At 36.7% G+C, this 18673-nt stretch carries 21 protein-coding genes; 4 read left to right on the top strand and 17 right to left on the bottom strand.

Features of this window, described 5'->3' with window-relative positions:
• The first annotated feature begins 107 nt into the window (after positions 1-107).
• A complete protein-coding gene (locus BMX49_RS12650) occupies positions 108-941 on the top strand; it encodes a T9SS-dependent choice-of-anchor J family protein (protein WP_034719559.1) in 834 nt (277 codons plus the stop codon).
• Positions 942-1010: 69 nt separating this feature from the next.
• Here BMX49_RS12650 and BMX49_RS12645 read toward each other — a convergent pair whose 3' ends face one another.
• From BMX49_RS12645 to BMX49_RS12570, 16 genes are all read right to left on the bottom strand, one after another.
• Positions 1011-2090: an AOC03_06830 family ribosome hibernation factor gene (locus BMX49_RS12645; protein ID WP_246005131.1), complete on the bottom strand. Its 1080-nt coding sequence runs from the start codon at positions 2088-2090 to the stop codon at positions 1011-1013.
• A 252-nt stretch (positions 2091-2342) separates the two neighbouring features.
• A complete protein-coding gene (locus tag BMX49_RS12640; RefSeq protein ID WP_034719561.1) occupies positions 2343-3164 on the bottom strand; it encodes a flavin reductase family protein in 822 nt (273 codons plus the stop codon).
• 46 nt (positions 3165-3210) lie between these two features.
• Complete coding sequence (locus BMX49_RS12635) at positions 3211-3414, bottom strand: hypothetical protein (RefSeq protein ID WP_034719563.1); 204 nt, start codon at positions 3412-3414, stop codon at positions 3211-3213.
• A 37-nt stretch (positions 3415-3451) separates the two neighbouring features.
• Positions 3452-4699 carry a fumarylacetoacetase gene (gene fahA / locus BMX49_RS12630; RefSeq protein ID WP_034719566.1) on the bottom strand — a complete coding sequence of 416 codons (1248 nt, stop codon included), beginning with the start codon at positions 4697-4699 and terminating at the stop codon, positions 3452-3454.
• A gap of 77 nt (positions 4700-4776) precedes the next feature.
• Positions 4777-5235 (bottom strand): hypothetical protein, encoded by a 459-nt coding sequence (locus BMX49_RS12625; RefSeq protein WP_034719568.1) that lies wholly within the window; start codon positions 5233-5235, stop codon positions 4777-4779.
• Between the two features lie 38 nt (positions 5236-5273).
• Positions 5274-6404, bottom strand: a complete 1131-nt coding sequence (gene hppD / locus BMX49_RS12620; protein WP_034719571.1) for a 4-hydroxyphenylpyruvate dioxygenase — start codon at positions 6402-6404, stop codon at positions 5274-5276.
• A gap of 54 nt (positions 6405-6458) precedes the next feature.
• Entirely contained in the window at positions 6459-6857 is a 399-nt protein-coding gene (locus BMX49_RS12615; RefSeq protein ID WP_034719573.1) for a hypothetical protein, read from the bottom strand.
• Positions 6858-6912: 55 nt separating this feature from the next.
• Positions 6913-7494: a Crp/Fnr family transcriptional regulator gene (locus BMX49_RS12610; protein WP_051803732.1), complete on the bottom strand. Its 582-nt coding sequence runs from the start codon at positions 7492-7494 to the stop codon at positions 6913-6915.
• A gap of 222 nt (positions 7495-7716) precedes the next feature.
• Entirely contained in the window at positions 7717-8505 is a 789-nt protein-coding gene (locus BMX49_RS12605) for a hypothetical protein (protein ID WP_034721282.1), read from the bottom strand.
• A 176-nt stretch (positions 8506-8681) separates the two neighbouring features.
• Positions 8682-9962 carry an acetyl-CoA hydrolase/transferase family protein gene (locus BMX49_RS12600; protein WP_034719574.1) on the bottom strand — a complete coding sequence of 427 codons (1281 nt, stop codon included), beginning with the start codon at positions 9960-9962 and terminating at the stop codon, positions 8682-8684.
• Between the two features lie 100 nt (positions 9963-10062).
• Positions 10063-11250 carry a homogentisate 1,2-dioxygenase gene (locus BMX49_RS12595; RefSeq protein ID WP_034719575.1) on the bottom strand — a complete coding sequence of 396 codons (1188 nt, stop codon included), beginning with the start codon at positions 11248-11250 and terminating at the stop codon, positions 10063-10065.
• 84 nt (positions 11251-11334) lie between these two features.
• Positions 11335-11871 (bottom strand): hypothetical protein, encoded by a 537-nt coding sequence (locus BMX49_RS12590; RefSeq protein WP_034719578.1) that lies wholly within the window; start codon positions 11869-11871, stop codon positions 11335-11337.
• 19 nt (positions 11872-11890) lie between these two features.
• The gene (locus tag BMX49_RS12585; RefSeq protein ID WP_034721285.1) at positions 11891-12328 is read right to left on the bottom strand and encodes a hypothetical protein; all 438 of its coding nucleotides are present in this window, start codon (positions 12326-12328) and stop codon (positions 11891-11893) included.
• 10 nt (positions 12329-12338) lie between these two features.
• On the bottom strand, positions 12339-13136 hold the full coding sequence (locus BMX49_RS12580; protein ID WP_034719579.1) for a lysophospholipid acyltransferase family protein: 798 nt from the start codon (positions 13134-13136) through the stop codon (positions 12339-12341).
• 25 nt (positions 13137-13161) lie between these two features.
• Complete coding sequence (locus BMX49_RS12575; RefSeq protein ID WP_034719581.1) at positions 13162-13791, bottom strand: NUDIX hydrolase; 630 nt, start codon at positions 13789-13791, stop codon at positions 13162-13164.
• A gap of 81 nt (positions 13792-13872) precedes the next feature.
• Positions 13873-14478 (bottom strand): hypothetical protein, encoded by a 606-nt coding sequence (locus tag BMX49_RS12570; RefSeq protein ID WP_034719584.1) that lies wholly within the window; start codon positions 14476-14478, stop codon positions 13873-13875.
• 296 nt (positions 14479-14774) lie between these two features.
• On the opposite strand from BMX49_RS12570, the gene mgtE reads away from it, so the two are divergent.
• Together mgtE and BMX49_RS12555 are read left to right on the top strand one after the other, a co-directional pair.
• Positions 14775-16094, top strand: coding sequence for a magnesium transporter (mgtE, locus tag BMX49_RS12560; protein ID WP_375600479.1), 1320 nt, complete (start codon positions 14775-14777; stop codon positions 16092-16094).
• A gap of 5 nt (positions 16095-16099) precedes the next feature.
• Positions 16100-16822 carry an ABC transporter substrate-binding protein gene (locus BMX49_RS12555; protein WP_034719591.1) on the top strand — a complete coding sequence of 241 codons (723 nt, stop codon included), beginning with the start codon at positions 16100-16102 and terminating at the stop codon, positions 16820-16822.
• A gap of 177 nt (positions 16823-16999) precedes the next feature.
• Here BMX49_RS12555 and BMX49_RS12550 read toward each other — a convergent pair whose 3' ends face one another.
• A complete protein-coding gene (locus BMX49_RS12550; RefSeq protein WP_034719594.1) occupies positions 17000-17899 on the bottom strand; it encodes a DMT family transporter in 900 nt (299 codons plus the stop codon).
• Positions 17900-18103: 204 nt separating this feature from the next.
• On the opposite strand from BMX49_RS12550, the gene BMX49_RS12545 reads away from it, so the two are divergent.
• A complete protein-coding gene (locus BMX49_RS12545; RefSeq protein WP_034719596.1) occupies positions 18104-18574 on the top strand; it encodes a CYTH domain-containing protein in 471 nt (156 codons plus the stop codon).
• Positions 18575-18673 lie beyond the last annotated feature (99 nt).

Raw genomic sequence — 18673 nt, 5'->3', positions numbered from 1 at the left:
CACTAATAAGTTTTAATATATACAGAAATAGCATTTACTTTTAAAATAAATTCTTTTATTAAACTTAGTTTTGGTAGATTTGAATTCACTTTAAAAATAAAATAAATATGAAAAATTCTTTATTATTTGGAATTTCGTTGTTTTTTGGCTCTTTCTTAATTGCTCAAAATACGACTGTTAATTCCGCTTCAGCAAAGCCAACCGCAGCTGTCAACCTTCCGTATTCGTATGGATTTGAAACAGCCGATCTGGATGAATGGTTGGTAACCAATGAAGGTAGCGGTAACGTTTGGGAACGAACAACTGCCTCACCTTCGACGCCCGATCCTTCAGAAGGAACCTATTATATGCTTTATCAGTATCATCCGACAGATGCTGCTAATTCTTATCTTTATTCCAGAGGTCTGAATTTACAGGCTGGTAAGAACATCACTTTAGAGTTTGATTATCAAGGCATTGATCCTTTTTTCGCAGAAAAGATGGAAGTCAGAATTGGCACTGCCGCTACCGTTGCGGGGCAAACCACTCAGTTATGGATTAACGAAGATATTGGGAATTATCCGTATGACACGGCTAGCATTAATTTTACGGTTCCTGCGGACGGCGTTTACTATATTGCATTTCGAGTGTTTTCAGATGCAGATGTTTTCTACTTAGCCTTAGATAATATCAAAGTTTTCGATGGTGTATTAGCGACTCAGAATGTGAGTAAATCAAGTTTGAAATTTTATCCAAATCCTGTAAAAGAGATTCTAACGATTTCTGATGCTCAGGAAATTTCAGCAATTACTATTTTCGATATTACTGGAAAACAAGTAATCTCAGAAACTGCCAAATCTGCAAAATTAGAGATGAATGTTTCTCAATTAAAACCAGGAGTGTATGTTGTAAAAGCAATGTCAGCCGGAGTTTTGAAAACATTTAAATTCATTAAAAAATAGTAATCATCTTGAATGATCATGAGAAAAGCCACAGATTTCTGTGGCTTTTTGGTTTGATAAGTGGTTCTATTAATATCTGGTTATGGCTCCGAAACCATTGAAATCTGCTAAAGCTTCTTTTTGTAAAAAGACCGAATCTCCGCCGTAATTCATATTCATCTCAATCATTTCGTCGTAAATATCGTCAACCATAACCTTCGGTTTTTCATCGTCTGCTCCCAAAAGCGTAATGGATCCATTTTCCATCACTGCTGGTTGAAATAATCCTTGCTGAACGAAAAGGGTCTGAACTTTTCCTTCTTTAATGGCGTTCATGATTTCATTCACATCACTCAAAAATCGGCCTGTTCCCACGGCTTTGTCGAGCTCTGCCTTTCGATCGCTATTTCTTTTTTCTGTCGCCGCTTTAATGATTGGCCAGGTTTCTCTCACAATCGCATCTGCTTTTTCTTCCAGTTTATTACCGTTAAGGTGCATTTCAAAAATACTGTCTTTTTCATCAGCAATTTTTAGATACTCATGAAAGTTGGCTTCGTCAGTGCAGATTAAAACTGGCAGCGGATTTTCTTTTCTAATGGTGTTCACTTCTTTGTCTACGAGATTGAAAAAGTCAGCCATCAAATTTGTTTGTCGTGCTGCGTAAGAAGATTCGCGACCTGCATTGGTGTAGAATCCTGTGTTTTCAAGCGGAAATGGACTGGTAAATTCCTTAATGACTTCATCATTCATAGCCTGAATTAATCGAACTTTTTGCTGGCTTAAAACCAAAACATAATAACTTGACGTAAGGTGAATCGCACGCAATAGGTCCCGTGTTGCAAAGGTATCATCGATAATTACCCGATCGACGACTGCAATCGGCAAACGCATATATTCCGCGATTTGCTGCTCAACATTTACGAAAAGGATTAAACATTCTAAATTATAATTGTGATCAACTGAAGCTTCCAGTTTCGTTAAACTTTCGACGATCGATTGCGCTTCTTTTTTATCTAAAGAGTTCATCAACCTTTCTTCAACTTCTTTAATCAGGTTTTTCAAAGTGATTACATCTTTCTGATTATCGGGCGCCGTACGATGTGTGTTCAAAATAATGGAGATGCAATTTTTTGCATTTACTTTCTTGAGCGCATTTAATTTTTTGTTCATGAGGATGTTATTTAAAAATTTAGGAATTCATTTTAGTAGTGCCCCTTCCTTTTGGTTGTAAAGTTTTCATTCTTTATTAAGATTATTCATTACTTAAATAGAAGTGGGCTTTTTCTGTCTGACTATAACATACGAAAAATTAACCAAGAATCCTAATTTCAGGGCGATTGAGATGGTTTATGGTTAAGTTGTCTAGGAAGATGCAGTCTTGAATTAGGCACAAAAAAAAGAGTGACTGAATCACTCTCTAATTTATTTCTGTAAAAGATTCCAGGCTTCTGAAATCTTGTTTTGCTGAAGAAGTTTCTGGGCTTCCTGATGTATCGTTTCAGTTGAAGTGAAATTTCCGCTTGGTAATTCCTCTACGTTTGCGAGAATGCCCAAGTCATTTCCAGTAAAGATCTTGCTGAATTTAATTTCGTTCGGCAAACGATCAAACCCAATTCCTTTTGTTACTAAAGGTTTCGGAACTTCAAATAGATTATCTGCATTATTTCTGGAATACCAACTGCCGCCTAAGCGGGCAACAAGATCTAATTTCTTCTGATCCAAAATTCCCTGATCATTTAGATATTCTTCTCGAACATGAATATTAATCACCTCACAAATCACCAAATTTCCGGCGCCACCTTCTGTGCCTAAATGTTTTACCTCTAAAACCTTGCACTCTAAATTGACGGGACATTCCTTAATTAATTTTGGTTTTACTAGTTCTGAATCTTTCATCGTCAGACCCGATTTTACAAACTCATTCACTTCTTTTCCATATTCAGTGGAAGCTAGCGAAATCTGTTGCACGATTTTGTAGTTGACAATTCCAATCACCACTTCTGGAACTTCCAAAACATTCTCTAAGGTATGCTTGGTCGTGTTATCCCGAACTCTACGCGCTGGTGAAAAAATGACAATGGGCGGATTCGAACTGAACATATTGAAAAAACTAAATGGACTTAAATTGACGTTTCCATCTTTATTAATCGTTGAAGCCAAGGCAATTGGCCGTGGCGCAATGGCGGTTTGCAAAAGCGTTTGTAATTCGAAATTGTTGAGGTCTTGAGGAGATATTGTTTTCATTATTTTAATAAAATAGAGAAAGAAATTTTAGATTTTTTATAAAGAGTTATGACTTCTTTTTTCTGAAAAATTGCACAAGCGAAATGATGATGAAAATCACCAAGATGGGAACAAATAAAATGATATCAGTTCGTATTACAGGATCATTTGCTGATAGTGCAGCCATCCATTTTGGGAGATACCAAAATTCGTAAATCAAAAATGCAATCAACGAAACGATTGTAAAAATCTGGAAAATGGTTAACTTCATTTCAAGGTTTTCAAGGTTTTTAAGGTGATTATAAAAATTACTTTGCTGCCAACACTTTCCCTTTTACTTCACCGAAACCAACGCGCATTCCGTCTTTCTGCGCGTGACCTCTCATAATTACAGTGTCATTATCATTAATAAATTTACGCTCCGTCCCATCGGATAATTGTAAAGGTTCGGTTCCGCGCCAGGTTAATTCCAACATCGAACCGTAAGAACTTTTATCAGCGCCAGAGATCGTCCCTGAAGCATACAGATCACCAACTTCTACATTACAACCGTTAACCGTATGATGAGCCAGTTGCTGCAACATATTCCAATACATAAACTTATAATTACTTTCAGAAATTAAATTTTCGGCGCCATTTTCTGGTTGAAGATAGACTTGAAGCTGAATATCGAAATTTTGTTGACCTTCGAATTTTAGATAATCTAATACTTCAGGTTCCTGTTTTGGAGAATCAGTTTTAAAAGGTTTCAAGGCTTCTAAAGTAACGACCCAAGGTGAAATGGTGGAGCAAAAATTCTTGCCTAAAAATGGTCCAAGCGGCACGTATTCCCAACTTTGAATATCTCTCGCGGACCAATCATTAAAAAGGACCAGGCCGAAAATTGCATCCTCGGCTTCAGCAGTTGAAATGCTGTCGCCCATCTCGGTATTTTTATTCACGATAAACGCCATTTCCAATTCGAAATCAAGTTGCTTACAAGGTCCGAAAATAGGATCCTGATCAGCAACTGGTTTGGTCTGACCTTTCGGACGGTGAAATTCTACGCCAGAAACTACGATAGAAGAAGCTCGTCCATGATAACCAACCGGCATGTGTTTCCAGTTGGGTAACAAAGCATTCTCCGGATCACGAAACATTTTTCCAACATTGGTCGCATGCTCGATGCTGCTGTAAAAATCGGTGTAATTAGGAACATGAACAGGCAACATCATTTGAACTTGATTACAATCGTAAAAACATTCGTCGATGGTTTTTTGATCACCCGCCAATTTTGAATCTTCTCCTAAAATTTCCTGCAGTTTTAGTCGCACCGCTTTTGTGACTGGTTTTCCTAATTCTATAAATTCATTTAAAGTAAAGGCTTCAAAAACATTCTCCTCAATTCCATCGATGTCATCGAAAAATCCATAGTCGTAAAGTGTGGCCAAATCAATCACCATATCGCCAATTCTAGAGCAGCAGGCGATATATTCTTTGTTGAAAACGCCAACGCCAAAAGGTATATTGTAAATTGAAAAATCTGAATTTTCAGAATAATTGATAAATGATTTCATAGTAATTGTATTTAAAACAAAGGTTCAAAGCGAACGTCATTACGTTTCACTTTGAACCTGATATTTAAGATTGATATTTATTTTTTGTTGATGGAGCCTTCCTCAATCCATCTTTCCTGCGTATTAATGTCGATGAGATAAAGAATTTTTTTCTGCTTCGTCATCAGGAAGGTTTTGGTGAGCGCGATGGGGATTTTTTTTCCTTCTAGCTTATCTGCGCGAAGAGAAATGATTTCATTTTTTGAACGAACGATATCGCCAGAAAAAACATTTGAAGTACTTTGACCTGTTTGTTTGTCATCAAAGACTTCTACATACGTCGCTTGTTTACCTTTAATAACGATGAAATTTCTTTCCGTATGATCATCGAATTCTTTAATTAAAACGAATTTGACATTATCGATGCTGACGTTTTTCAAATTCTTATTAACGCCTCTTCTTTCTTCCAACTCATCCAGAATTGCATTAATGCTTCCGTATTGAGCTTTCAACCCGAGAACTGAAAAGAAAAGGAATAGGGCAACTATTTTTTTCATAAAGTTTTTTTTGAGAGCAATCTATTTTTAAATAAGATTTAAAGATTTCCTCTTTTGGCTTGTTCTCTTTCTAAAGCTTCAAACAACGCTTTGAAATTACCCGCGCCGAAACTTTGCGCGCCGTGTCTTTCGATAATTTCAAAGAAAAGAGTAGGGCGATCTTCCACTGGTTTGGTGAAAATTTGTAATAGATAACCTTCTTCATCATGATCAATTAAGATTCCTAAATCCTGAAGTTTTTTCAGATCTTCCTCAATATGACCAACTCTTTCTGGCACCATATCGTAATAAGCTTCAGGTGGAGCCGACAAAAATTCTACGCCACGTGCTTTTAGTTCTAGTACGGTATGAATGATGTCTTTCGTTGCTACGGCAATATGTTGTACGCCTTCTTCTTCATAATAATCCAAATATTCTTCTACCTGAGATTTTCTCTTTCCTTCAGCTGGTTCATTAATCGGGAATTTTGCAAAACCGTTTCCGTTGCTCATCACTTTCGACATCAAAGCTGAATATTCGGTGTTGATTTGTTTATCGTCAAAACTTAAAATGTTTACGAATCCCATGACGTCTTCATACCATTTCACCACCGGAATCATTCGATCCCAACCAACATTCCCAACGCAATGATCGACGTAGAGAAGGCCGACTTCAGCGGGCGCATAATCACTTTCCCATTTTTGGAAGCCTGGCATAAATTCACCGGTATAATTTTTACGTTCCACAAACATGTGAACCGTTTCGCCGTAAGTGTAGACTCCAGACATTCTTACTTCACCGTTTTCATCGGTTAAAGTTTGTGGTTCCAGATAAGGTTTTGCACCTCTCTTAGTCGTTTCTTCAAAAGCAGAATAAGCGTCGTCAACCCAAAGGGCGAGAATTTTTACACCGTCGCCATGTTTTTTTTGATGCTCACAAATTGGCGAATCCGAGTTCAAACCTGATGTTAGTACCAATCTAATTTTCCCCTGTTGCAAAACGTAAGAAGCTCGGTCTCGAATTCCAGTTTCTGGTCCGGCATAAGCCACAGATTGAAATCCGAAAGCAGTCTTGTAGTAATGTGCTGCTTGCTTAGCGTTCCCAACATAAAATTCAATATAATCGGTACCGTTGATCGGTAAGAAATTTTCGGCTTTCGCGATTTTTTCTGCAAAGGTGAGTGTAGACATTTTTCTTTTTTTAAGTTACGCCAAATTACAAAAAATTTAATAATTATAAAATTTTCAGAAATTGATTTTTATTCCTGCCATCGCATAATTCTGAGAAATAAGACTGGATTTTGTTTCGAGGATCCCGATGACAGGTGTGAATTTCAGAGATTTTTTTCTGTTGTTATTCGCAGAAATATAGAATGGAATTGAGGTGAGTGCAGTTAACCCACCCAAGAGAAAAATTCCACTGCCTACTAATGCATTGGCATCAATAAAACCCTTGCCATCTCCTGAAGTCCCTACAATAAGTCCTGTCACAATTAGACCACCACCAGAAATTAAAAGAATATTTCCTGTCTTTCGCTGTTTATTTGCTTTGTTCATGTAAAGATCGATCTCTGGAACATTGTTCTGCTGTGCATTGATCGTTAAGGGTAAGATAAAGATCAACGCTAAAATTAGATTCCTCATAAGTTTATTTTTCGTTAAATTTAGGTTGAATAAAATTTAAAAATCTTGATTACAATCAAGAGCTCATTTTCTTTTTACACCGCGAATAAGTTTCAGGCGTGATTTGCAGATAAGAAGCAATGATTTTATCAGAAATTCTCAACTCTAGGTCTGTATTCTCTTTCAAAAATTCTTCTACTTTTTCTTGGGGAGAAAGGGTTGTTAAAAACTCCAGTCGGGTAATTTGAAAATTTTGATAATTTTCTAGAATGCTCGTGTATATATTTTTAGCCGCGGCAGATCCCGAAATTATTTTTATAAAATTGGTATGAGAAATAGAATACAAGACGCTGTTTTCTATAGCTTGAATGGTCGCGGGACTGGGAATTTTCTCTTGAAAACTCAACAGCACGGTGCAAAACTTTCCTTCTGGCACAAATAGCCGGGTGAATTCGGTTCCGTTTTTATTGATGTGAAAAGTACGCAGTAATCCTTCTGAGACGAAATGTAATTTGGTACAAACCTCGCCACCATTGAGCAAAATTTCATTTTTTTTAAACTCCTGTCTCTCGAAATGTTTTTCCGTAAAATCCTCATCCTCTTTTGACAACTCAAAAATTTGTTTAAGGTAATCTGTAAAAGAAACGGGTGATGCCATTGAGTGATTTTTAGATTATATGAAGAATTAAATTTAATACGGTCTATTTATATTTCCAGAAGAAGGCTTAAAAATGGTGTGTGGAATAATAGATGTGATATGTATTTTTAAGTTTTTTTAAGTCTAAATTTTAATAATACTTTACTTATTATATTTGTAATTCAGAAAGAAACGTACGATGGTTCTAAAAACACAAATGATAAACTAAGCCCAATTTGGAGCTTAGTTTATTTTTATAATTTTGCCATAATCGGGATTGTAATTGTCCCAAATTTTCCACTCACCATCCAGTTTTTTCATAAAATAAAACTGTGTATTTAAGTGATGTAAGATGAAGTCGGTTCCATTTTCGTCTTCAAAAATTAAATTCCAGAATTCCTGAGTTTTAATTACTTTAAGATCAGCATCATCAGAAATTTTAACGATTTGGAAAACCTCATAATTAGAGCGGTTATTTTCTGTAACGAATCTTAAATTATTTTTACTTTTTTCCTTTAAATAAAGGGTAATTCTTTCCACCAACGGTGATTCTTTCCAAACGGTATTTGCAATTTCACCCAAATTTATGGCGGGTAAATATTTCAAAGTTTCAAACTGTAGGCGACAAAATTCTACGATCAACTCTTTCTCGGAAAATTGATTATTGAGGTCTTCTTTTTTGTTTAAAATATTTTTTCCCTGCAGGTTTTCGTAAATATATTCATTCAAATCTTTTTTGCCCAGAAAAATGCACAGCTTATCTAAGGTTTTTATAAAGCGCAGATCGTTGTGCATTTTTATCTGATATTCATTTTCGTAAAAACGCTGTAACGTAATGGCAGAAAGCGAAGTTCCTAAACTTATTCTCCGCTTGTCTGTCAACAATAAAGAATTTGATAAATTTTTAGAAATGAGGTCGGCCAAGATAACAAACTGGCTTCTCTTCCAGTCTTCCACCATCCCCAATAGAGAGGATTTAACATCAGGATGATTTTTAATATCTTCTTTGATGGAATTATAGATCTTTTCCAAATTCGTTAATTTTGGGTTACACAAGTGGTATATTTTACAAATGAACACTATAAATGCGATTATTGAACTATTTATTTCAATATATTGTTCAAACTTTAACATAATAATTAATCATAACCTAAAAACAAAACAAAAATCCCCAACTTACATTGAGGATTTAGAATGAATATGTTTTTTTAAAGCAAGACTTTGAATCGGTCAAAGGCTGCAGCATCAAGCATTTCTCTGTCATCAGGATGCGCAATCTCAATGAGTGCTTTCGCTCTTTGACGTAAATTTTTTCCGTACAAATAGGCAACACCATATTCCGTAACCACATAATGAATATGACCTCTGGTAGTCACAACACCTGCGCCTTGTTTCAGGAAAGGAGCAATTCTCGGGATGCCTTTCTTAGTTCGTGAAGAAATAGCAATGATTGGTTTTCCACCTTCAGAAAGTGCTGCACCACGCATAAAATCCATTTGTCCACCAATGCCACTAAATTGATAAGTTCCAATAGAATCTGCGCAAACCTGTCCGGTTAAATCGATTTCTATAGCGGAGTTAATCGCGACCATTTTATTATTTTTCATAATATTGATCGGATAGTTCACATGTTCCACATCCATAAATGAAAAGGCCGGATTATCATCAATATAATCATACAGCTTTCTAGTTCCGAAAGCGAAACTGGTAATGGTTCGGTTAATATGCGTGCCTTTGTATTTATTGGTAATGATATCATTGGCTACCAAATCTACAATTCCGTCACTAATCATTTCGGTGTGAACACCAAGATCTTTGTGGTTTTGAAGGCATTTCAACACCGCATCTGGAATGGTTCCGATACCCATTTGAATCGTAGATCGATCATCAATCAGTTCGGCTACATTTTTACCAATCAACATTTCGCAATCGCCAACTTTCGCCCCATAATCGATAGTCAATAATTCTTCTTCATGCCAGACCATTTTATCAATTTTAGAAAAATGGATCATGCCGTCGCCATGCGTTCGTGGCATTCTTGGATTGACTTGAGCTATCACGATTTTTGAAGTGTCCACGGCGCTCCTTGCGACGTCAACTGAAGTTCCCAAAGTACAGTATCCATGTGCATCTGGCGGAGAAACCGTAACAATCGCAACATCAAGTGGAAGCATTCCTCTTTTAAAAAGAAGGGGAATTTCACTTAAAAAAACAGGTACAAAATCGCCACGATCAGAATTTACTGCCTCGCGAACAGGCGTAGAAACAAAAAGGGAATTGATATAGAAACTATCTTTATACTGCGGTTTTGCTACTTCTACATTTCCTTGCTGCGTAATGGAAACGAACTCCACATCTCTTAATCTGGCGGCCTGATTAGCCAGTTCAGTGATCAACAGATTGGGAGTACAAGCGCTCCCGTGAGAAAAAATGCGGTCGCCACTTTTTATTAATGAAATTGCGTCTTCGGCACTAACATATTGAATCATATTTTATTTTTTTAATTGCTATTGTTAATCTCTCAAAAGTAATTCTTTCATTTCAACTTTGAAATGAGGAATATCATTTTTGATAAAAATCATAAGGAACTTATTCTTGACTGCGGTCTTCCAGATGGTTGTCTGGTGTTTCTAACCAAGATGTCACGTAAGAGGGATCTTCAACTTTTAGGGCTTCTTCCGTAATTTGAAAAGGTCTGAAAGGATCGACCATCACTGCAAATTCTTCGGTGGATTTTTTGCCGATGCTGCGTTCCATCGCTCCTGGATGTGGTCCGTGAACAATGCCACCGGGATGAAGCGTGAAATCCATTAAATCAATGTGATTGCGACTCATAAAATCGCCCTCTGTATAGAAGAGAACTTCATCTGAATCGATGTTGGAATGATTGTATGGAGCTGGAATCGCTTCTGGGTGGTAATCATACATTCTCGCCACAAAAGAACAAACCACAAAATTATGCGCTTCGAAATTCTGATGAATCGGCGGTGGTAAATGAACGCGACCCGTAATCGGTTCGAAGTTTTTAATATTGAATTTATAAGGATAGAAATACCCATCCCAACCGACGACATCAAAGGGATGCGTAGCGTAAATGAAATCCCAGATTTGATTTTCTTTTTTTACTTTAATTAAAAATTCTCCTTTCTCGTCGATAGGCTCTACAAAAGTAGGTGCAATCATATCTCGTTCACAAAACGGAGAGTGTTCCAGCATTTGTCCAAATTCGTTTCTGTAGCGTTTCGGAGTGTAAATTGGGGAATGACTTTCTATAAAAAGTAATGTATTTTTTTCGTCATTAAATTTAATGGAGTAAATCGTTCCTCTTGGGATAATGAGATAATCACCGTAGGAAAAGTCCAGATTACCGAGAAAAGTTTTTAAAGTCCCACTTCCTTCATGAATGAAAATAAGCTCGTCGCATTCGGCATTTTTGTAAAAATAATCGGTGGATTTTTTCGGTTTTGCAAGACCTAATTTTAAGTCGCTGTTCACTAATAAAACTTTTCGACTGTCTAAGAAATCATCCTCTGCCGCAACATTCATTCCTTTGAACATGCGTGGCGTTACGTTTTTTGCGACCGCAATTTTCGGCGTGACATCTTTCGGTTCGCTGATTGATTTTATTTGGGTCGGTCGGTGAATGTGATATAAAAGTGATGAAATACCGTGGAATCCTTCGGTGCCAAAAAGTTGTTCATAGTAAAATTGACCTTCCGGTGATTTGAATACCGTATGTCTTTTCTGTGGAATTTTTCCAGATTGCTGGTAACTCATTTCTTACAATTTTTAGATAAGGTAAATTTAATGAATTTTATTTTACTAAGAATTTGAGAAATCTGTTGAATCGACCAAATCTCTTTAAATGAAACTCATCAGCGGCTCGTAGAATTCCTCTTCCATCACACCAAATTGCTGCGAAAGTAATTTTGCACCTTCAATGTCTTTAAGTAAATCCTCCTCAGAACTCGAAATAGGAATAGCACCAATATTGGTTTCTAAAACAAAACCAGCAACTGATTTTTGAAATTGAGGATGATCAAACTCTAATTTTCTAAAGAAGTTTTCCGACTTTTCTACGGCTTCAGAAAGGTTTGAATGATAAATCAAAACGCCGCCAGCTGTAATTTTTGAAAACAACGGAATGACAGTTTCACCAGAAATTTCGGAGGTTATTAAAGCGATGCTCGGTTGAAATAAAGTTGCTTTTTCAATATCACCAGTTTCAAGAATCGCGAAATCGCTAGACGGATTTTCGAAATCATCATTCTCTAGATAATAACCGAAATCTTTGTCATAAAAATGAAGAACTTCATGCAAAAGTTTTGCGATTGAAGAATGGGTACTGAAGACTAAAACTCTGGTTTTGTTTTTAGCTTCATCAAAAATATTTGCCATTGGTCTGGGTGAATTAGTCTTAAGATTCAGTTTTAATATTACGGTCGATTACCTCCTGAAAGGCAGAAACAATTTCGTCCCAACGTGCCTGATCCTTTGGCATAATTAAAGAAGCGTCGCTTTTATTGCCGGCATTCTTTCCCTTTTTAATGTTGATTTCTACCGCAACATTATCGTATATTTTTTTGTAATCCTCCTGAATTCTAGTGAAATTGTTTTCGGCCAGAGTATGTTCGATATTTCTTAAAACTTTGGTAGAAATAGTAAAGTTTTTTTTAATGTCTTTTCCTTGTCCTTCAAAAGAATAATGCACGTTATTTCCCGTAATCAGTAAATTCTCGTACATCGGGATTCGGCCGCCACTTCGTGCAAAACTGTAATCAAAATCAGTGTAAGCTTTTTGACTCGTACATCCACCTAAGATTAGTATTAGAAAGACGAAAATCAGTTTTTTCATAACAATTTTATTATTCTTTAGCTTCTGCTTTTTGCAATTTAAGCTCTTCATCGTAATCATGTAGAACGTTAAAATCTTCGGTTTGTTCTATGGCAACCATGATTTTGTGCATGATGGCTTGGGCATTATCGTTTTCATAATCGATGTCTAATGCTGGTTTAAATTCCATCGTCGGCTTTACGCCAGTTACTTTTAAGCGTAAACCTTGTTTGTCAAATGCGCGTCGGAAACCGTCAATTTTAATTGGAATTACAATCGGTTTTTGGTTTTTAACCAACTTAGCAGTTCCCTTTCGACCTTGCGCAAATGCAGAAGTTGTGCCTTGTGGAAAGGTAATTACCCAACCATTATCGAGTGCCTTCATGATGTTTTCAACCTCAGTTAAATCCACCATTCGATTCACGTTATGACCTTCTGCGCGCCATGTTCTTTTTACGGTTACGGCGCCAGCTACTTTGAAAATTTTGGTCATCAAACCTTTATTCATGGTCTCTTCCGCCGCGACATAGTATATATCAACTTTTGGATTTAAGAGATAAATCGGATTTTTAATGGAATTTAAATAGCCATTATTTACCGCGCAAAAAGCTTGGTACATCGCTGCAACATCGGCAAAATAGGTTTGATGATTGGAGACGAAAAGCACATTGGTATCGGGCAGATCGACCAAGTTTTCAGTACCTGTAATAATGAGTTTGTTAAAACCATTAAATCTTCGATAGGAAATAATTCCTAAGATAAAAATGATTAATCTCTTTAGAAAATACAGATTACCAAAGGCATCCGTGAAAATATTTTTCTTGGCCATTATCTAATTTACATAATCCGCGAATTTACAAATTTTTCAGTAACTCGCTAAACTCACTTAAAATCATGGAAGTCGCACCCCAGATGATATAACCATTGAAATCAATCACTGGAACCATCACACCTCTTGAACTAGGTAAGACCCGCATTTCTGGTTTATTATCTAAACTTAAAATAGAGGAAATGGGGAATTCAATGAGCTCTACCGCTTCTGTTTCCTGTAAAATAAAAGTTGGATTTTTCTTGGTGTAGGAGACATACGCGTTGACATAAAAATTACTCGGCGGAATGTAAATCGGCGAAAGTTCCCGTATAATCCGAATATAATGCTCCTCGATTCCCACTTCTTCGGAAGTTTCGCGTTTTGCCGTTGCCGCGAAGTTGATATCAAAATTTTCTTTTTTTCCACCTGGGAGAGAAATTTGTCCGCTATGGCGATCGCGTTCATGTTCACTTCGAACAATGAGCGGTAAGTACCACTCGTTGTCCTTTAGATATAATAAAATATTTACCGCTGCAAATTTGGGGTTTTTAGTTAAAATTTCATCGTAAGAATAAAGCGGACGATACGGTGGGGAATAAATTTCGTGAGCTGCTTCGCCCTGAAGTGTTGCCTGTTGTATTTTTGTAAGTAAATCTCTGCCAAAGGTTTTCATAATTCAAATTTAAGCAATTCGAGTGTGGAACTGTTTTAAGGATAAGTTAATTTTTCTGGAATTATAAGTGATCGTTTAAGCTCAATCCAAATATTCAGTATCACAATAATCGATGAGATAAGAATTTTTATTTTTGATGAGCGTTACTTCATTTGAGGTTTGATAAGATTCGCCGTAATCTACAAATACGCGATACTTTAAATCCGAAATCTTTTCTATTGTAACATTTTTAATGTTTTCCATATCATCTTGAGCACGACCAAACAGCCAGGGTTCCATATCCTTTCTTAACTTATAAATCTTGGCCCATTTATCTTTGTACTTCTTTTTCGCGAGGGGCATTTCTTCTTCTGACAAAGCAGAAGCACCATAAATTTCTTCTGAATCAACCATAAATTGATAAAATCTTTTCGTCGTTGCGCGCTCTTCTGTTTCCATGTAAAAGCAAAATTTGTTTCCGTTGGTACATTTAAATAAATCTTCCAGCCATTCTTTTGCAGGGTCTATTGAAGCAGGATTTTCCATCGAGGTCTCATTTTCATGCAGCGCAAAAGCTTCCTCATTTACCTGTAGGGAATCTGGTGTATTTTTATTTTGCTCGATGCTTTGAGAAACCATCGTTTCTTTGTTTTGATTACAAGAACTTAAAATCAGATTTACTGAAAGCAAGATGATTAGCTTTTTCATGGTGGTGTTTTTAGGATGTTTATTTTAAAGAGGATTTAGATTGTTTCGGAGTGCCATGATAACCACAATCGAATCCTTCTTTAAATGGAGAGGCGTGCTCTTTCCAATTAAAGACACTTTCGATTAAAAATAAAGTTAACACTCCTAAAAGAAAAAATTTGATATCTCTTTTCCTTATTTTTTCATTTTTAAATTTAAACTGATGAATTGACCCGTCAATTCTCAAAACTACAAATTTTTTTACCTTCCCATCCTTAATATTTTCGCTACTTTTGCATTTCTTATAAATCAACAGTTTGGAAACTCAGGAACTTATTTTTAATCCTCAAGATATTGCAGAAACGCTCAGCCAGCTTAAAGCGGATGCGCGACTTATTGCATTTCTAAAAGTTCCCAAACAATACAAAGCTGATGTTTTTTCGCATCTGGATCCCGATTTTCAGGAAGAAACCATTCGCAGCATTGGGAGTGAAGAGGTTTCTGAAATTCTGAACGAAATGAGTCCGGATGATAGAACCGCACTTTTAGAGGATTTCCCAGATGAATTGATTCGGTATTCCATCAATCATCTTAACCCACAAGAAAGAAGAATTGCGTTGAAGCTTTTGGGTTATCACGTTGATTCTATTGCGCGATTGATGACGCCCTATTATATTCAGATTCGTAAAGAATGGACGGTCAAAAGATGTTTTCAACAAATAAAAAAAGTCGGCAAGAAGGTAGAAACCATGAACCATCTTTATGTGGTTGATGAGAAAAACCGCCTCGTAGACGATATTGCCATTGGCTCATTATTGCTCGCCGAAGAAGATACCTTGATTTCCGAAATTACCGATAATCATTTTGTAGCCATTACAACAACGACCAGTAAAGAAGATGCCGTCGCATATTTTGAGAAATATGACCGATCTGCTTTGCCAATTGTAACGGAAGCTGGAGTCTTGGTTGGGATCGTAACGATTGATGATATTTTAGATCAGATCGAAGCACAAAACACCGAAGACATTCAGAAATTCGGGGGTGTAGATGCACTCGATATGCCTTATACGCAGACCTCATGGACCGATATGATTAAAAAAAGGGGTTCTTGGTTGGTAATCCTTTTCTTTTCGGAAATGTTAACCGCCTCGGCCATGGGCTTTTTTGAACATGAAATTGAGAAGGCAGTCGTGCTTGCTCTTTTTGTTCCGCTGATTATTTCAAGTGGTGGTAACTCTGGTTCCCAAGCTGCAACGCTGATTATTCGTGCCATGGCACTTCAGGAAATCCGATTGAGAGATTGGTGGTATGTGATGAAAAAGGAAATCGTTTCGGGCGTATTCCTGGGAACAATGCTGGGTACTATTGGTTTTGTGCGAATTATGGTTTGGCAAAAAGCCGGTTTATACGATTACGGAATTCACTGGGTTTATATCGCTTTAAGTATTGCAGTTTCACTTGTAATGATCGTGCTTTGGGGAACGCTTTCTGGTTCGATGATTCCTTTCGTTTTGAAAAGATTCAAATTAGACCCGGCAACTTCTTCAGCTCCTTTCGTTGCAACGTTAGTCGATGTTACGGGCTTAATTATTTACTTTACCATCGCTGGAATGTTCTTGGCCGGTAAACTTCTCTAATTGACATGAAAATCATTTCACTGGTTCCCAGTATTACCGAAACACTTTTTGATTTCGGGTTATCAACTGATGAGGTTATCGGGCGAACGAAATTTTGCATTCATCCTGCAGATTCAGTTGGTAATGTTGCTGTTATTGGAGGTACGAAAAATCTCAATATTGCTAAAATAAAAGCGCTTAAACCGGATCTGATCATTGCCAATAAAGAGGAAAATGAAAAGCTTCAGGTTGAAGAATTAATGAAAGATTTTAAAGTTTGGGTAACCGATATTGAAACTTTAGAAGATAATCAAGAATTTATTTCTGAGCTTGGAGCTCGATTAAATAAACAAGCTTTAGCGCTTGATATTAACCAGAAAATCAATTCTGTTTTTATCGATGTTAATTTTTCTCAAAAAAGAAACGTCGCCTATCTTATTTGGAAAAATCCTTACATGACCGTCGGTTCAGATACTTTTATCAATCAAGTTTTAGAAAAGTTCGGATTTGAAAATCTGTTCAAGGATCAAAAAAGGTATCCTGAAGTTTCAGTTAAAGAATTACAAGCTGCCGACGTAATTTTTCTTTCCTCGGAACCCTTTCCTTTTCAGCAAAAACATATTGACGAATTGCAACTACAACTTCCCGAAAAAGAAATTATTTTAGTTGATGGAGAAGCGTTTTCCTGGTTCGGTTCGCATTTGATGAAAGCTGGTGATTTTTTCAAAAAATTATCGCAACAATTTTAAAATTTAGCAGTTGTCTCAGGGATAATTAGCTTTATTTTTAGAAACTTCATTTAATTCTCAAACAAATCTGCGCCACAGCTTGAACGGAGCTCTCGCCCATCGCTAGAAGGGAGAAGCGTAGTCCTTCGACAGGTTCAGGATAAATTCAGATGGATGAAGGCGCCCAAATTAAAAAAATCAGGATCTTTTAAACATTCCCGGTTTGTAATTGGTGATGAACACACCACAAATAATTAACACCGCTGCCGTAATAAAAGTAAACGAAATAGGTTCATCTAAAATCAGCCAACCCAAAAAGATCGCGATAATGGTATTGACATAAGAAAGGATGGAAATCTGGATCGGTGTAATTTTTTTCAAGGCGTAATGAAAAGCGAAAAACGCAATCACAGAACCAAAAATTGCTAGATATACTGTAGCTAAGATGCTTTTAAGACTCCAAGTGGAAACGTCGCTTTGATCGGACGAAATGAAGCCAAATAGAATCTGGATGAGTCCGGCAAAGCTAAATTGATAAAAAAGATTGAGCGAAATATTCTGCGGTTGATGATTAATTTTCTTAGTGAAAATGGTACCGAAAGCCCAGCCCGAGATTGCACAAAACATAAAGAGAATTCCCATCCTGTATTCGGGATTAAGTAAATCTTCCAAGCCATTTTTAAAAATAAGAAGAATCCCCGTAAAGCCTAGTAGAACGCCGACCAAACCTCGAATGCTGAATTTTTGCATTCTGAATATAAGGCTCAGAATAAAAACGGCCAGAGGTGAAGTGGCGCTGATTAGGGAAGCTAAACTGCTGGTTAAATGTTTTTCGGCGACGGTGGTCATTCCATTTGCGACGATCAACATTAAGCAAGCCAGCACGATTTGACTGCCTAAGTTTTTCCAGCCGATCCATTGTAAATTTTTTGTAAATATAAGGACGATCAGTAAAATAAATCCAGCTAAAAACTGACGAAGTCCGGCTACAAACCAAGGTGGAATGGTTTCTACGGCGACGCGAATTCCCAGAAAAGTGGTTCCCCAAACCAAAGCGACGGTGATGATTGCAAGTGCTAATTTGGGATCTTTGAACATGAAAAAAGTAAGATTTTAGTTGAGAATTCCGAGGGAATTCAGGATAGAAATGGTCATCATTATGATTTTGCAAAGGTAGATTTTATGACGATAATGACCAACTGAGTCTGCCAATTATTTCTAGTAATCTATTTTTCCGTCGCTGCAATTGTTGTAATTTGTGCCGATTAAAATTCAATTTAATAAATAATAGATAAGCTCGAAATGGGAATAGAAATAGAAAGAAAGTTTTTAATGAATCCAGAAAAATGGGAACAACTGGAAAAACCCGTGTGCGAATTTTATCGACAAGGTTATTTATTGACGGATCCGACCAAAACAATTCGAGTTCGACAAACTTCAGAACGAGGATTTCTGACCATCAAAGGAATTTCTGTTGGCGCGACTCGTAAGGAATATGAATATGAAATTCCTTTGGAAGAGGCCAAAGAATTGTTGGATCTATTTGCCGTCGCAGAACTTTCGAAAATCCGATGTAAGATTCGTGTTGGAAATCATGTTTGGGAAGTCGACGAATTTTTAGGAAAGAATGAAGGTTTAATCGTAGCAGAAATCGAGCTGACAAGTGAAGATGAAGATTTCGAAATTCCCGACTGGATCGGAAGAGAAGTGACGGGAGCGGAAAAATATTACAATTCAAACTTGGTTACTGAACCGTACGAAAACTGGAAATAGAAAGTTACAGACTGACGAACTGATGCGATTAATTCGATAAATTCATTTTTGGAAGTTAATCAAATGTCTTCAAGGTTATTCACATTGAGATGAAGGTTT

It is taken from the genome of Kaistella antarctica, assembly GCF_900109615.1.
GTDB classification, from domain to species: domain Bacteria; phylum Bacteroidota; class Bacteroidia; order Flavobacteriales; family Weeksellaceae; genus Kaistella; species Kaistella antarctica.
This window is presented reverse-complemented; position numbering and strand designations above follow the sequence as displayed.

Coding starts and splice junctions, on each gene's coding strand:
- BMX49_RS12650 (WP_034719559.1), top strand. CDS start 108: ATGAAAAATTCTTTATTATTTGGAATTTCGTTGTTTTTTGGCTCTTTC.
- BMX49_RS12645 (WP_246005131.1), bottom strand. CDS start 2,090: ATGAACAAAAAATTAAATGCGCTCAAGAAAGTAAATGCAAAAAATTGC.
- BMX49_RS12640 (WP_034719561.1), bottom strand. CDS start 3,164: ATGAAAACAATATCTCCTCAAGACCTCAACAATTTCGAATTACAAACG.
- BMX49_RS12635 (WP_034719563.1), bottom strand. CDS start 3,414: ATGAAGTTAACCATTTTCCAGATTTTTACAATCGTTTCGTTGATTGCA.
- fahA (WP_034719566.1), bottom strand. CDS start 4,699: ATGAAATCATTTATCAATTATTCTGAAAATTCAGATTTTTCAATTTAC.
- BMX49_RS12625 (WP_034719568.1), bottom strand. CDS start 5,235: ATGAAAAAAATAGTTGCCCTATTCCTTTTCTTTTCAGTTCTCGGGTTG.
- hppD (WP_034719571.1), bottom strand. CDS start 6,404: ATGTCTACACTCACCTTTGCAGAAAAAATCGCGAAAGCCGAAAATTTC.
- BMX49_RS12615 (WP_034719573.1), bottom strand. CDS start 6,857: ATGAGGAATCTAATTTTAGCGTTGATCTTTATCTTACCCTTAACGATC.
- BMX49_RS12610 (WP_051803732.1), bottom strand. CDS start 7,494: ATGGCATCACCCGTTTCTTTTACAGATTACCTTAAACAAATTTTTGAG.
- BMX49_RS12600 (WP_034719574.1), bottom strand. CDS start 9,962: ATGATTCAATATGTTAGTGCCGAAGACGCAATTTCATTAATAAAAAGT.
- BMX49_RS12595 (WP_034719575.1), bottom strand. CDS start 11,250: ATGAGTTACCAGCAATCTGGAAAAATTCCACAGAAAAGACATACGGTA.
- BMX49_RS12590 (WP_034719578.1), bottom strand. CDS start 11,871: ATGGCAAATATTTTTGATGAAGCTAAAAACAAAACCAGAGTTTTAGTC.
- BMX49_RS12585 (WP_034721285.1), bottom strand. CDS start 12,328: ATGAAAAAACTGATTTTCGTCTTTCTAATACTAATCTTAGGTGGATGT.
- BMX49_RS12580 (WP_034719579.1), bottom strand. CDS start 13,136: ATGGCCAAGAAAAATATTTTCACGGATGCCTTTGGTAATCTGTATTTT.
- BMX49_RS12575 (WP_034719581.1), bottom strand. CDS start 13,791: ATGAAAACCTTTGGCAGAGATTTACTTACAAAAATACAACAGGCAACA.
- BMX49_RS12570 (WP_034719584.1), bottom strand. CDS start 14,478: ATGAAAAAGCTAATCATCTTGCTTTCAGTAAATCTGATTTTAAGTTCT.
- BMX49_RS12555 (WP_034719591.1), top strand. CDS start 16,100: ATGAAAATCATTTCACTGGTTCCCAGTATTACCGAAACACTTTTTGAT.
- BMX49_RS12550 (WP_034719594.1), bottom strand. CDS start 17,899: ATGTTCAAAGATCCCAAATTAGCACTTGCAATCATCACCGTCGCTTTG.
- BMX49_RS12545 (WP_034719596.1), top strand. CDS start 18,104: ATGGGAATAGAAATAGAAAGAAAGTTTTTAATGAATCCAGAAAAATGG.